Source organism: Acidovorax sp. GW823-FHT02H02 (genome assembly GCF_058797075.1).
In genome coordinates, this window is record NZ_JBXAJH010000006.1 from 59,319 (window position 1) to 71,848 (window position 12,530).

Genomic DNA, 12,530 nt, shown 5'->3' on the forward strand with positions numbered 1-12,530 from the left:
CGGCGGGTTCGACGGCCGCCCCTGGTTCAGTACCGCACTCCAGCGCGCGGTCTGTGCACAAGCGCAGCCAGCCAGCAGGCGCCGGGAAACCGGCTTTGCCGGGCCCCTGGCGGCGTCCCCTCGGGGGGAAGGCGCCGAAGGCAACTCCGGGAGCTTCATAATCACTTTCATGCACCTCTCCAGCCCCACCCCCTTCCCGCAAAGCCGCCCACGCCGCCTGCGCCGTGACAGCTTCACCCGCGACCTGGTGCGCGAGCATGCCGTCACGCCCCACGACCTGATCTACCCCGTGTTCGTGCACGAGGGCCAGAACCAGCGCGAGACCGTGCCCTCCATGCCCGGCGTGGACCGTCTGAGCCTGGACCTGCTGCTGCCGGTGGCCGAAGACTGCGTGAAGCTCGGCATCCCCGTGCTGGCGCTGTTTCCGGCCATCGATCCAGCCCTCAAGGCGCCCGACGGCAAAGAAGCGCTGAACCCCGAGGGCCTGATCCCGCGCGTGGTCCGCGCCCTGAAGAAAGAGTTTCCCGACCTGGGCGTGATGACCGACGTGGCGCTGGACCCCTACACCAGCCACGGCCAGGACGGTGTGCTCGACGACACCGGCTACATCATCAATGACGAAACGGTGGAGATCCTCACCGGCCAGGCCCTCACCCATGCCGAAGCCGGCGTGGACATCGTGGCGCCCAGCGACATGATGGACGGGCGCATCGGCGCCATCCGCGAGGCCTTCGAGGTGCAGGGCCACATCCACACCCGCATCATGGCCTACAGCGCCAAATACGCCAGCGCCTTCTATGGCCCCTTCCGCGATGCCGTGGGCACGCGCGGTGCCCTGGGCAAGAGCAACAAGTTCGTCTACCAGATGGACCCGGGCAACAGCGACGAGGCGCTGCGCGAAGTGGCGCTGGACATCGCCGAGGGTGCCGACATGGTGATGGTCAAGCCTGGCATGCCCTACCTGGACATCGTGCGGCGGGTGAAGGACGAGTTCCACGTGCCCACCTTTGCCTACCAGGTCAGCGGCGAATACGCCATGATCAAGGCCGCCGCCGCCAATGGCTGGCTTGACCACGATGCCGTGATGATGGAGAGCCTGCTGGCCTTCAAGCGCGCGGGCGCCGACGGCGTGCTGACCTACTTCGCGCGCGATGCGGCCCGTTTGCTTCAGAAATAATAGCTGTTCGCACTTATTGGAAAAGCACCAGCGGCCATTTTCATACCAAGCGGTACGGCATGCGCATCTTCCACATCCACTCCGGCGGCGCGATCGAACTGTCCGCTCTGCCGAGCCAGCCGCCCAGCCAGGGCTTTTTCTGGGTGGCCTGCGCACGCACGACCTTTGGCGCGCAGCTCGGGCAGATCCAGGCCGCGCTGCAGGCCAGCACCGGCCAGCAGCTGGTGGATCTGCATGTCTCGGACCTGCTGAATGCGCAACTGCCCTCGCGCTACGACTACACCTCGCAATACGATCTGATGGTGTTTCGCCGCCTGGCCACCTTGCACAGCGACGCGCCGGGCCCTGCGGCGCAAAGCGACGCCCCCACCAATGCAGCGCGCAAACGCAGTGGCCCGCCGGTGCTGCGCCGCATCGACACCAGCCCCGTGGGCTTTGCCCTGTTTGACCAGGTGCTGCTGTCGGTGCACCCCACCGACTGCGCCGTGCGCGACGCCTATGCCGCGCGCCTGATGGCCGCCGCCCCCAGCGACCCGCGCGAAGGCCGCGCCAGCCCAGCGCCCGGCGCGCGCCAGCCGTCCAGCCCGCCAGACCTGATGCTGCGCGTGGTCAACCTGATGGTGGACGGCTACCTGGATCTGCGCCGCGAACTCACGCGCCAGCTCGACCACTGGCAGACCGAGCTGCTCAAACCCCGGTCGCGCTATGTGAACTGGAACTCGCTGCTTGAAGCGCGCCTGTCGCTGCACCAGCTGGACGACATCTGCGAGGACCAGCGCACCGCCGTGCAGAACTGGATCGACGCCCTGGAAACCTGGGCCGTGCCCGAAAGCAGCGCCGGCCAGCGCGACCTGGACCTGCTCAAGGTGCGCAGCCGCGACGTGCTCGAACACATCGAACGCGTGGTGCACCATGTGCGCCGACTGGAGCAGAGCACCGAAACCGCCGTGCAGATGCACTTTTCGGTGCAAAGCAACCGCACCAACGACATCATGCGCACGCTCACCGCGCTGACTGCGGTGTTCCTGCCGCTGAACCTGATCGCAGGCATCTTCGGCATGAACTTCGAATTCATTCCGCTGGTGCACAAGGCCGACGGCTTCTGGTGGGCCATGGGCTCGATGGTGTTCATTGCCGTGGCGCTGGTAGCGCTGTTCTGGCGCAAACGCTACCTGGCGCGCACCAGCGGGCAGTGAACGGCGCCACGCCCGCGCCCTCTGGAAGACGCCGGCCTACCCGATGTGCCTGGCAAAAAAAGCCAGGGTGCGGTCGCGTGCCACCAGGGCTGCGGCTTCGTCATACGAGCCGCGCTGGTCGCAGTTGAAGCCATGGTCGGCTTCGTACACATGCACCTGCACTTCGGGATGCGCGCCTGCAAAGGCCTGCACGCTGTCCACCGAAATCCAGTGGTCGCGCTGGCCAAAATGCGCCAGCACCGGCACCAGGGGCTGGCGCGCCACTTCGTCGGGCGTGGTCATGCCGCCGCCGTAGTAGCACACCGCCGCGGTCAGGCCCTGGAGGCTGCAGGCCGCGCGCCAGGTCAGCAGGCCGCCCCAGCAAAAGCCCACGATGCCCACCTTGCCGCCACCGTGCTGGGCGGCGTAGTCGATGGCGGCTTGGATGTCAGGCATGACACCGTCGCCGGGCAGCGCATCCACCGCCGTCTTGTAGCCAAAGCCCACGCCCATGTCGGCTTCGCTGTAGCCCAGGTCCACCTGCGGCTGCACGCGCGCAAAGGTGGCGGGTGCCACCGCCAGATAGCCGCGCGCAGCCAGGCGGTCGGTCACTGCCCGGATGTGCGAATTGACCCCGAAGATCTCCTGCAACACCACGATGGCGCCGCGCGGTGCCCCGTCGGGCTGCGCCACCCAGGCGGGCACCACAAAACCATCCTGCGACGTCAGATTGACAAACTGGCCCATGCAATTGCTCCTTGAGAAGAAAAAGGGCTGTGGCACAAAGGCACCACCGCCGCCCACCAAAGCATTCCGGCCCCGTGCCGGGATGCTGTAATGCACTGCATTCTTGCAGGAGACCGGTTTTGGACCAAGTGCAAACCACCGCCTGCACCGACCGCACCACCACCGCTTTGTGCCTTTCAGGAAACCGCCGATGGATCTGAAACCCCTCATCACCTTGCTGGCCATCGTGAACCCACTGGCCATCGTGCCGTTTTTCATCCACTACACGCAGGGGTTTTCGAGCGAACAGCGCCGGCGCACCATCCGCACGGCGGCCCTGGCGTCGTTTTGCGTGATTGCCGCCTGCGCCCTGCTGGGCCTGCAGATCCTGGAGTTCTTCAATATCTCGCTGCAGAGCTTTCAGGTGGGCGGCGGCATGCTGCTGCTGATCAGCGCCATGAACATGCTCAACGCCCAGCCGGCAGAGGCCAAGCCCCACACGCATGAACTGGAGGAAGGCGCCGAGAAGGCGGCGGCGGGCAGCAGCATTGCCGTGGTGCCCCTCACCATTCCCCTGCTCACCGGACCTGCCAGCATGTCCACCGTGGTGATCTATGCCGACCGTGCGCAGACCTTCTGGCAGCACGCGGCGCTGGTGGGCTACGGCGTGGTGATCGGGCTGGCCACGGCCCTGTGCTTTTCGCTGGCCGATCCGATTGCCCGCGTGCTGGGCAAGACCGGCATCAACGTGATGACGCGGCTGATGGGCCTGATCCTGGCGGCCCTGGCCGTGGAAGTGATGGCCGACGGCCTGGGCAAGATGTTCCCCATTCTCGGGGCGCGATAGCTCAACCAAGCACCGCCCAGGTGTGGCACGCGGTGCCCGCCGCAACGAAGCCATGCCATACCGCATGGGCGTAGCGGATGCGGGCGTCCAGCACAAAAAAGACCACGCCCAGGGTATAGGAGCAGCCCCCGGCCACCAGCCATTGCGCCCCGGCCGTCGACGCACGCTCCAGGATGGGCACTGCCGCCAGCAGCACCAGCCACCCCATGGCGAGATACCCGCCCGTGGACAACCAGGGCGATGACAGCCGGCCCATGGCCTTGAGCGCCGTGCCTGCAGCAGCTACCAGCCACACCAGGGCCAGAATGAAGCGACCCCCAGGTTCCCCCAGATGCCCCGCCGCAAAAGCCGTGTAGCTGCCCGCAATGAACAGGAACACCGCACCGTGGTCCAGCCTCAGGAAAACACGCTTGGCCCGGCCATCCGGCAAGGCGTGGTACACGGTGGACGCCAGGTACAGCCACACCATCGTTGCCACAAAAACGCAGATGCCGGCAAAGCCCTCGGCGCTCAGGCTGCGCCCCCACGACACCAGCCAGCAACCGGCGCCCAGGGCGGCGATCAACGCCACGGCGTGGCTGGCCGCATTGGCGGTTTCCTCGTCCCGGCTTTGCGCACGCCCGGCGCTGCCCGTGAGGAGAGACCGGCCCATCGCCGCGCACCTAGTGCGGCAGCGCGGTCTGCTGGCGATCGCGCCAGGCGTGGTAGCGCGCCCGCTGCAGGGCAAAAAGCTCCACCACGCCCCACGCCATGCCGCAGCCCACCAGGCCGCACAGCATCAGCCAGCGCAAGGCGTCAATCCTGTGCGGGCGATGGGGTGGTGAATTCTTCATAAGAGAAGCAGTCGTTGCCCGGCAAATCCAGCCAACGCCAGCGTTCGTCGAACAGGTCGTCGAAGAGTCTCTGCAATCCGAGCAGTTTCCACAGCATGCGAGGCCTTTGAAAGAGGTGGTTGGCTGTTGCAAGTTACCTGCGCTGTGTGACAGTTTGGCGTCCGTCGGCACATTTGCCACACCCACCCCCTGGATTCACACGGCAGGCCAAGCGAGCGGTATGCTGCGGCGTCTTCCCCCCTGCCACACCGCCCTCCACCACCGTGCCCGAAAACGTTCTGCCCGAACTGCTGGCCCTGGAAAAGATCATCGAGCAGGGCGGCCCCGACCTGCAGGTGCGCGTGGTGCGCGAGGTCAGCGTGGCATCGGGCCAGCGCTTTCCCATCTATTCGATCGGCATTGGCAACACCAGCCCGCACATCCCTGCCGTGGGATTTTTTGGGGGAGTGCATGGCCTGGAACGCATCGGCGCCGAGGTGGTGCTGGCCTATCTGCAGAACATCGCCATGCGACTGCGCTGGGACACCACGCTGCACCAGCAGCTCGAACAGGTGCGCCTGGTGTTCATGCCCATCGTCAACCCCGGCGGCATGTGGGCGGCCACCCGCGCCAACCCGAACGGGGTGGATCTGATGCGCAATGCGCCGGTGCAGGCCCTGGACCGCGTGCCTTTTCTGATGGGTGGACAGCGGCTGAGCGCCGGCCTGCCCTGGTACCGGGGCCACCCGGGCGCGCCCATGGAAGTCGAAAGCCAGGCCTTGTGCGAGGTGGTGGGCGCCGAGCTGCTGCCCCGCCCCTTCAGCCTTGCGCTGGACTGCCATTCGGGCTTCGGGGTGCGCGACCGCCTGTGGTTTCCGTTTGCCCACACCCGCAAGCCCATTGCGCACCTGAACGAACTGCATGCACTGAAGGACATCTTCCTGCAGGCCCACAGCAACCACCAGTACATCATCGAACCCCAGAGCGCGCAGTACCTGGCCCATGGTGACCTGTGGGACTACCTGTACCTGCAGTCCTGCGAGCAAGCGGGGCGCATCTTCCTGCCGCTGACGCTGGAGATGGGCTCGTGGATCTGGATCAAGAAGAACCCGCGCCAGCTGTTCTCCCGCCTGGGCATCTTCAATCCGCTGATCGACCACCGCCAGCAGCGGGTGCTGCGCCGGCATCTGGCGCTGCTCGATTTTCTGTCGCGCGCAGCCTGCAGCCACCAGCGGTGGGTGCCCGGCGCCGAACATTACGCGCAACGCCGCGTCAACGCGCTGGCCGAGTGGTATTGAACATGGACACCTGGGTTCTGCTGCGCGGCCTGACCCGCGAGACCGCCCACTGGGGCCGCTTTGCTGGCGATTTCCAGAGCGCATGGCCCGGGACCCGTGTCGTGTCGATCGACCTGCCGGGCAACGGCCTGTTCCATGCACGGCAAAGCCCGGCCACCGTGCAGGGCATGGTGGCGGCCTGCCGCGCCGAGCTGGCAAGGCAAGGGGTGCACCCGCCGTTGCATCTGTTTGCGATGTCGCTGGGCGCCATGGTGGCCACCGAATGGGCCCGCACGATACCGCAAGAAATCAGCGGCTGCGTGCTGGTGAACACCAGCTTTCGCCCGTTCAGCCCCTTTTTTCACCGGCTGCGCCCCCGCAACTATGCGGCGTTGCTGGAACTGGCGCTGCTTCCCCGCTCGGCCGCAGCCATCGAACGCACGGTGTGGCGGCTCACGAGCAACGCGCCCGATCCGCGCAGCGCCGTCATCGGTGACTGGGTGGCCGCCCGCACCCTGCGCCCGGTGTCGGCCGCCAACGCCCTGCGCCAGCTGGTGGCGGCGGCCCGCTACCGCGCGCCCGCCTTGGCGCCCACCCCCCGCATCCTGCTGCTGGCCAGCCAGAACGACCAGCTGGTGGACAGCCGCTGCTCGCAAGCCATTGCCCATGGCTGGCACTGCGCCCTGGCGCTGCATGCCGATGCGGGGCACGATCTGCCGCTGGATGCGCCCCAGTGGGTGATAGAACAGGTGCAGCAATGGCGGGCGGCCACGGCCCCATGACCCGGGCAGGTCGAACGGGAATCGAGACAAAAAGCACAGAGAGCGCCCCTCCATAAAGCGCCAGTAGCCATCAAAACAGCGCAAACATCAGAAGTGCCCGGCCGCAGCCCAGGCACCCAGCCACCGCCGTTCAGGCCACGGCTGCGGCCACAGCGGTAGGCGCGGCGCCCTCGTCCGAGCAGCTGGCGCCACCGCAGCCATGGAGCAAACCATCTGGCAGCGCATCGGGCGCATGCACCACCCCCGTGGTCGCATCAAAGCCCACCCGGCGCAGATGCAGGGCGAGAGCGGCGTCCATGCTCTGCGCATGCTGGGGAAACCACAGCGCCAGCTCGGCCGCCATGGCACGCACCACATGCAGCTCGCCCTTGTCCACCGCACGCGCGGCGCCGTCGCGCATGACCTGCAACACCACCTTGTGCTGCATGGCATGGCAGTTGCCCGCGGCAAAGCCGGTGGAAGCCATCCAGGCATCCTCCTGGCCAAAATGCTGCTCGGTGTGCTCCACCAGTGCCTGCCACGTGGCTACCAGGGTGGCGTTGTCGGCGGCTTCCACCGCCGCCAGCAGATCGACAAACTCGCGGTGGGTGTCATCCATGGGCGGCAGGTCCAGCGCCAGCGCCTCCGACCATTGCAGTGCAGCCATCTTTGCTTCCTTGCGTTCAAAAAAAGCGCCAGCTTAGGGGGGCAGGCTGACCGGAGTATTGACGCAAGTCATGTGCGCGGCGCATGGCCGCCCGCATGCAAAAACCCCGCGCAGGGCGGGGCTCGTGGGCATCGCCAGCAGGGGCATCCGCCAGGATGTTCCCTGCTGCCGTTCATTGGCCGTACATGCGCTTGGCCTCGTCCACGCATTTGGACTTCACATCGCCCTGCAGGGTGTCGCAACGCTCTTTGGCGGCCTTGTAGTTGGCCTCGTTCTTCTCGGCGGCGGCGTCCTTGCGCGCCTCGGCCACGGCAGCACCCTTGGCGGCGGGTGTGTCGGCGGGCTGGGCCCGCGCTTCGCTCACCTTGGCGTTTTCCTTGGCGGTCACATGGGCGGCCTTGGCGTCCTTCATGCAGACGTCCTTGGCGTTGCCGCTGAGGTCGTCGCATTTTTCCTTGGCGACGGCGTAGTCGGCGTCGGCACGGGCCACGCGGGCCTTGTACTCCGCCTTGGCGCTGGGCTTGTACCTGGCATCCAGTTCGGCCATGGCAACGTCTTCGTGGCCCTTGGCTTCCTTGGCACAAATGTCCTTGGCATTGCCCGTCAGGGCATTGCACTTGTCTTTGCTGGCCTTGTATTCGGCCGAGATGGTGTCCTTCGCCGCCTTGTACTCCGGCTGGGTCATTGCGAAGGCGCTCGTGGCCAGCAGGCCGGCGGTGATGGTGGCAATCAGGGTGCGTGCGATTTTCATGGCTTGGTCCTCAGGGTAGTCTGCTGCGCAGTTGCCGCGGCACCTGTGCGCAGACAAAAGTGGTTCAACGGTTTTGGGGGCTGGTGCGCAAGAAGCGTCAGTCCCTGAAGCGGAATTCAGGATGGCGTCCCTGCCATTCCTTGAGCTGCTTTTCCGCCACATCGCGGGCGATGCCATGGCGTTCCTGCAGCTTGCCCAGCAACTGATCGCGACGGCCTGCGATCACATCGAAATCGTCATCGGTGAGCTTGCCCCACTGTTCGACCAGCTGGCCTTTGAACTGCTTCCAGTTGCCTTGAAGGGTGTCTTCGTTCATGGTGCGCTTCCTCGGAAATTTCGCCTCTGCCATCCACCCGGAATGCGTGGAACATCTGCGTGATGCGATGGAGTCCACTGTAGAAACGATGCCCGTCGCACCGCGTAGGCCACGCCGCGAAACACGCGTCAGCGCAGGCCTACGGACATGGCAGGCAAGGACGCGGGTTGCAGCTTTGCACGGACGGCGCCACACCCCACACAGCGCCGCCCTCTCCCCGGGGGCACACCCGGTTCAGGGGCTGATCAGCGCCCCAGCTGCTCCAGCCACTGCACCAGTTCCTGGGCCAGCTGGTCGGTGGCTTCTACCAGGGCCCGCGTGCCGCCGGCGGCATCCGCGCTGGTGGCCGGTCGCTGCACGATGAACACGCGCTGACCCAGCAGCGTTTCACCAGTCGCAGCGGGTTCTGCCAGCGTGGCACGCAGGCGCACCAGACCGGCGCTTTCGGTGGCGCTGGTGAAGACCTGGCTGAACTCCTCCAGCTCCACCCGCAACACGGTGGGCAGCTTCCCAGCGGAGCGCGCCTGGGCCGCACCGCTCTCGGCCGTGAGCACGGCGCGGCGCTGGCCCAGCTGATCGCGCAGGCGCTGCTGCACCAGTTGCGCGGGCGGCTGGCTCCAGCGGGCCTGGCGGTAGGGGCGCAGCTGCCGGGCGTCGGCGTAGGCCAGGCGGTACAGCACGGCGGTGCTGCCTTCGACCAGGCCCGGTGCCTCCAGATCGGCCAGCGCCAGGGGCGGCAGGGGCGCGCGCCGGTCGGCGGGCACGGGTGCCATGGCGCCCGGGCCAAAGTCGTAGTGCACGGGGCGTGACGGCGGTGAAGGCAAGGCCGAGCATCCCGCCAGAAAAGCAGCAGCAAATACGGCTGCAGCGCTTTTTTTACAAGCGCCAGCAGCTATGGTTTTGGTAGTTTTCATGGCGAATTGCATCAGGGTTGGACCACGGGCGCCTCGAAACCGGGCTCGCCCGGGCCGGCGCCGGCTCGGCCGGGGCCGTAAATGAAAACCTGCGGGTTTTCGTTGACTCCCCCGGCCGTGCGTCCCAACTGGCGCGCCGCACGCGAGGTGTCGTCTGCAGCGCGGTTGATGCGCGGCAGGGTGCTGTTGCCAAACTGGTCGGCCACCCGCGCCAGGGCCCGGGTGCCCTGGGTGAGCTGGTCCAGGGCGCCCCCCTCGGCGCTCAGGCGCTTGGTGGTCTGACCGATGTCGGCGGCCAGCGTGGACACCTGGGTGCCGGCCTGCTGCAAGGCCTGCAGGGTCTGGCGTGCGTCGCCCGCCAGCGGCGGCAAGGCCGCCAGGGTAGGGTCCAGGCGTTCTTTCACAGTGGTGTCCAGCCGCTGGCTCAGAGCCGCCACGCTGCTGGCCGCCTGCCCCATGCTGTCGAGCACCGTGCTGAAACGTTTCTGGTTGTCGTCCCCCAGCAGCTGGTTGATGCGGTGCGTGGCTTCCTCCACCTGCCCCAGGATGGCGGGGCCCTGATCGGCCAGGCGCGACAGGGGCGAGCTGCGCAGCGGCAACCGGGGCAGGCCGCTCGGGCCGGGGGGCTCGACCGGCTGCGCCACCCCTTCATCATCGAGCTGCACATGGGCCAGGCCGGTGACCCCCTGGTAGCCCAGCACGGCGAAGGTACTGGGGGTGATGGGCGCCTGGTCGTTGACCGCGATGCGGATCAGCACATTGCCCGGCACCTGCGGATCGAAGCCGATGCGCGTGACCTTGCCGACCGCCACGCCCTTGTAGCGCACGGCGGCCTGGGGCTGCAGGCCGGTGACGCCGTCCTTGCTGGTCAGCTCGAATTGCTGGTAACTGGTGTTGTCGCGGGTGAGCCAGATGGCCAGGCCCGCCAGCATGGCGGCCACCACCAGCACGAAAACTCCGGCGGCGAGGGCGTGGGATTTGTTTTCCATCAGGATTCCTTGGCAGTGACGGCGGTGTGCACAGGCGCCATGGCGCGCTGGCCGCGTTCACCCAGAAAAAAGTGCTCGATGAACGGATGAGGGTAGCGCGCCACCTCGGCGGGCGCGCCGGTGACGATCACTTTCTTGTCGGCCAGCACGGCCACACGGGTGCTCAGGGCAAACAGCGTATCGAGGTCGTGCGTGACCATCACCACGGTCAGGCACAGCGCCGCGTGCAGCTCGCGCAGCAGGTCCACGAAATCGTCCGAGGCGCTGGGGTCCAGCCCCGCCGTCGGCTCATCGAGCAGCAGCAGCGGGGGGTCCATGATGAGCGCCCGCGCCAGCGCCACGCGCTTGACCATGCCGCCCGACAGATCGGCCGGCATGCGGCTGGCGTGCTCGGGCTTCAGGCCCACCATCTGCAGCTTGACCAGCGCCGCGTCACGCACCACATCCGGCGGCAAGGTGCCCTGCTCGCGCAGCGCAAACGCCACGTTGTCGAGCACATTGAAGGCCGAAAACAGCGCGCCGTGCTGGAACAGCATGCCCACCCGGCTGGCCGCACCCTCGCGGCCCATTTCCGAGGCCGGCTGGCCCAGCACCGTGACGCGCCCGCGCGTGGGCCGGGCCAGGCCCAGCATCTGGCGCAGCAGCACGGTCTTGCCGGTGCCCGAGCCCCCCACCAGGGCCAGGATCTCGCCACGCCGCACCGACAGCTGCAGATCCTGGTGCACGGTGAAGGCCGCGTCACCCTTGCCGAAGACGGTACACAGCCCGGAAATGTCCACCACCGGTTCGGCTGGATGGGACTGGGGGGATGGCGCAGCCATGGGTCAGATACCGATGTTCTTGAACGCCACCGCAAACAGCGCGTCCACGATGATGACCATGGTGATGGAGGTGACCACCGAGGCCGTGGTGCCCTCGCCCAGGCTCTGCGTGTTGGGCTTGACGCGCAGACCCCAGTGGCAACCGATCAGGGCAATCAGGGCGCCAAACACCACCGACTTGGCCATCGCCAGCCCGAGGTTGCCAATCTTCACCGCCGCCGGCAGCGCCTGGGCAAAGTAGGCCGGCGAAATGCCCATGGCGACATCGGCCGCCAGCATGCCGCCGGCCAGCGCCGCCAGCGTGGTCCAGACGCTGATCAGCGGCATGGCCAGCGCCAGCGCCAGCGTGCGCGGCAACACCAGGCGAAAGCCGTGGGGAATGCCCATCACGCGCATGGCATCGAGTTCTTCGGTCACGCGCATCACACCGATCTGCGCCGTGATGGCAGAACCCGACCGGCCCGCCACCAAAATGGCCGCCAGCATGGGACCGAGCTCGCGGATCAGCGAAATGCCCAGAATATTGACGATGAACGACTCGGCCCCGAACTGGCGCAGCTGCAGGCTCATCAGGTAGGCCAGCACCACGCCAATCAGAAAACCCACCAGCGCCGTGATGGGCAGCGCCGTGGCGCCCATGCGGTACACATGGCCCGACATGTCGCGCCAAGGCCCACGGTGCGGGGCCCGTGCCAGCCGCACCAGGTCGAGCGACAGCTGGCCCACCAGTTGCACCAGGTGCCTGGCGTGGTCCACGCCGTGCAGCACCAGCACACCGAGGTGATCGACCTGCTCGGACAGGCGCCAGGGCTCTGGCGGCGGCGGCGCCACCGTCAGGCCCGCCACGCGTTCGAGCATGGCGCGCTGGAGGTCGCTCAGCAGCACGCGCTCGGGCCACTGCTGGCCCCAGTGGTTCCAGAGCAATTGCGCGCCCACATGGTCCAGCCACTGCAGGCTGAGCAGATCCCAGCCGCCCGCGGGCGCGGTATGCTCGCGCAACTGCGCCGCCAGCGCCCGCCAGCTGGCGCGCTGGCCCAGCTCGGCCGCACCCCAGCGCCCCAGCAGCTGCGCCTGGGGTCCCTGGGGCGATTCGACACGGACGATATGGGGCGAAAGGTCGCTCATGGAGGGGGCGGCATGGGCCGCCATGGTTGAATAAATTCGGGGCGCGGCGCCGGCGGAGCGCGCCAGGACCGGACTGCACACGCAAGCACAGCCGTCGGCCCCGTGCATGCAATTATTATCAAATTGACTTCCGGCGCAATATCAACAAGCACCATTAGCTACAAATAGCGTA

16 protein-coding genes are annotated in these 12,530 nt (G+C 67.2%); 5 read left to right on the forward strand and 11 right to left on the reverse strand.

Going from position 1 to position 12,530, the window contains the following annotated elements:
• The first annotated feature begins 169 nt into the window (after positions 1-169).
• Entirely contained in the window at positions 170-1,177 is a 1,008-nt protein-coding gene (gene hemB / locus AC1RDS_RS08380; protein ID WP_492226764.1) for a porphobilinogen synthase, read from the forward strand.
• A gap of 59 nt (positions 1,178-1,236) precedes the next feature.
• Positions 1,237-2,373 (forward strand): magnesium transporter CorA family protein, encoded by a 1,137-nt coding sequence (locus AC1RDS_RS08385; protein ID WP_422205670.1) that lies wholly within the window; start codon positions 1,237-1,239, stop codon positions 2,371-2,373.
• Between the two features lie 36 nt (positions 2,374-2,409).
• On the opposite strand, the gene AC1RDS_RS08390 is transcribed toward AC1RDS_RS08385, so the two are convergent.
• Positions 2,410-3,099: a dienelactone hydrolase family protein gene (locus tag AC1RDS_RS08390; RefSeq protein ID WP_492226765.1), complete on the reverse strand. Its 690-nt coding sequence runs from the start codon at positions 3,097-3,099 to the stop codon at positions 2,410-2,412.
• A gap of 190 nt (positions 3,100-3,289) precedes the next feature.
• Here AC1RDS_RS08390 and AC1RDS_RS08395 point away from each other — a divergent pair, with 190 nt between their 5' ends.
• The gene (locus AC1RDS_RS08395; RefSeq protein WP_492226766.1) at positions 3,290-3,925 is read left to right on the forward strand and encodes a MarC family protein; all 636 of its coding nucleotides are present in this window, start codon (positions 3,290-3,292) and stop codon (positions 3,923-3,925) included.
• Position 3,926: 1 nt separating this feature from the next.
• On the opposite strand, the gene trhA is transcribed toward AC1RDS_RS08395, so the two are convergent.
• The 3 genes from trhA to AC1RDS_RS08410 are packed head-to-tail and all read right to left on the reverse strand — an operon-like array spanning position 3,927 to position 4,855.
• Positions 3,927-4,577 (reverse strand): PAQR family membrane homeostasis protein TrhA, encoded by a 651-nt coding sequence (trhA, locus tag AC1RDS_RS08400; RefSeq protein WP_492226767.1) that lies wholly within the window; start codon positions 4,575-4,577, stop codon positions 3,927-3,929.
• A gap of 10 nt (positions 4,578-4,587) precedes the next feature.
• Positions 4,588-4,716 carry a hypothetical protein gene (locus tag AC1RDS_RS08405; RefSeq protein WP_255346453.1) on the reverse strand — a complete coding sequence of 43 codons (129 nt, stop codon included), beginning with the start codon at positions 4,714-4,716 and terminating at the stop codon, positions 4,588-4,590.
• Positions 4,717-4,720: 4 nt separating this feature from the next.
• A complete protein-coding gene (locus tag AC1RDS_RS08410; protein WP_255346452.1) occupies positions 4,721-4,855 on the reverse strand; it encodes a hypothetical protein in 135 nt (44 codons plus the stop codon).
• A gap of 166 nt (positions 4,856-5,021) precedes the next feature.
• Between AC1RDS_RS08410 and AC1RDS_RS08415 the strand changes: the two genes are divergently transcribed.
• Together AC1RDS_RS08415 and AC1RDS_RS08420 are read left to right on the forward strand one after the other, a co-directional pair.
• Entirely contained in the window at positions 5,022-6,035 is a 1,014-nt protein-coding gene (locus tag AC1RDS_RS08415; protein WP_303835450.1) for a M14 family zinc carboxypeptidase, read from the forward strand.
• 2 nt (positions 6,036-6,037) lie between these two features.
• Positions 6,038-6,796 carry an alpha/beta fold hydrolase gene (locus tag AC1RDS_RS08420; protein WP_422205661.1) on the forward strand — a complete coding sequence of 253 codons (759 nt, stop codon included), beginning with the start codon at positions 6,038-6,040 and terminating at the stop codon, positions 6,794-6,796.
• Between the two features lie 130 nt (positions 6,797-6,926).
• Here the strand turns inward: AC1RDS_RS08420 and AC1RDS_RS08425 are convergent, their stop codons facing one another.
• From AC1RDS_RS08425 to AC1RDS_RS08455, 7 genes are all read right to left on the reverse strand, one after another.
• The gene (locus AC1RDS_RS08425) at positions 6,927-7,442 is read right to left on the reverse strand and encodes a hemerythrin domain-containing protein (protein ID WP_492226768.1); all 516 of its coding nucleotides are present in this window, start codon (positions 7,440-7,442) and stop codon (positions 6,927-6,929) included.
• Between the two features lie 172 nt (positions 7,443-7,614).
• The gene (locus AC1RDS_RS08430; protein WP_303835457.1) at positions 7,615-8,193 is read right to left on the reverse strand and encodes a hypothetical protein; all 579 of its coding nucleotides are present in this window, start codon (positions 8,191-8,193) and stop codon (positions 7,615-7,617) included.
• Between the two features lie 97 nt (positions 8,194-8,290).
• A complete protein-coding gene (locus AC1RDS_RS08435) occupies positions 8,291-8,509 on the reverse strand; it encodes a CsbD family protein (protein WP_026434999.1) in 219 nt (72 codons plus the stop codon).
• A gap of 245 nt (positions 8,510-8,754) precedes the next feature.
• Complete coding sequence (locus AC1RDS_RS08440) at positions 8,755-9,423, reverse strand: ABC-type transport auxiliary lipoprotein family protein (protein ID WP_492226769.1); 669 nt, start codon at positions 9,421-9,423, stop codon at positions 8,755-8,757.
• An 11-nt stretch (positions 9,424-9,434) separates the two neighbouring features.
• Positions 9,435-10,412, reverse strand: coding sequence for an MlaD family protein (locus tag AC1RDS_RS08445; RefSeq protein ID WP_492226770.1), 978 nt, complete (start codon positions 10,410-10,412; stop codon positions 9,435-9,437).
• The gene (locus AC1RDS_RS08450) at positions 10,412-11,233 is read right to left on the reverse strand and encodes an ABC transporter ATP-binding protein (RefSeq protein ID WP_492226771.1); all 822 of its coding nucleotides are present in this window, start codon (positions 11,231-11,233) and stop codon (positions 10,412-10,414) included. Before AC1RDS_RS08450 ends, AC1RDS_RS08445 begins: the two co-directional genes overlap by 1 nt.
• Positions 11,234-11,236: 3 nt before the next feature.
• Positions 11,237-12,358, reverse strand: a complete 1,122-nt coding sequence (locus AC1RDS_RS08455) for an MlaE family ABC transporter permease (RefSeq protein ID WP_492226772.1) — start codon at positions 12,356-12,358, stop codon at positions 11,237-11,239.
• Between the last annotated feature and the right edge of the window lie 172 nt (positions 12,359-12,530).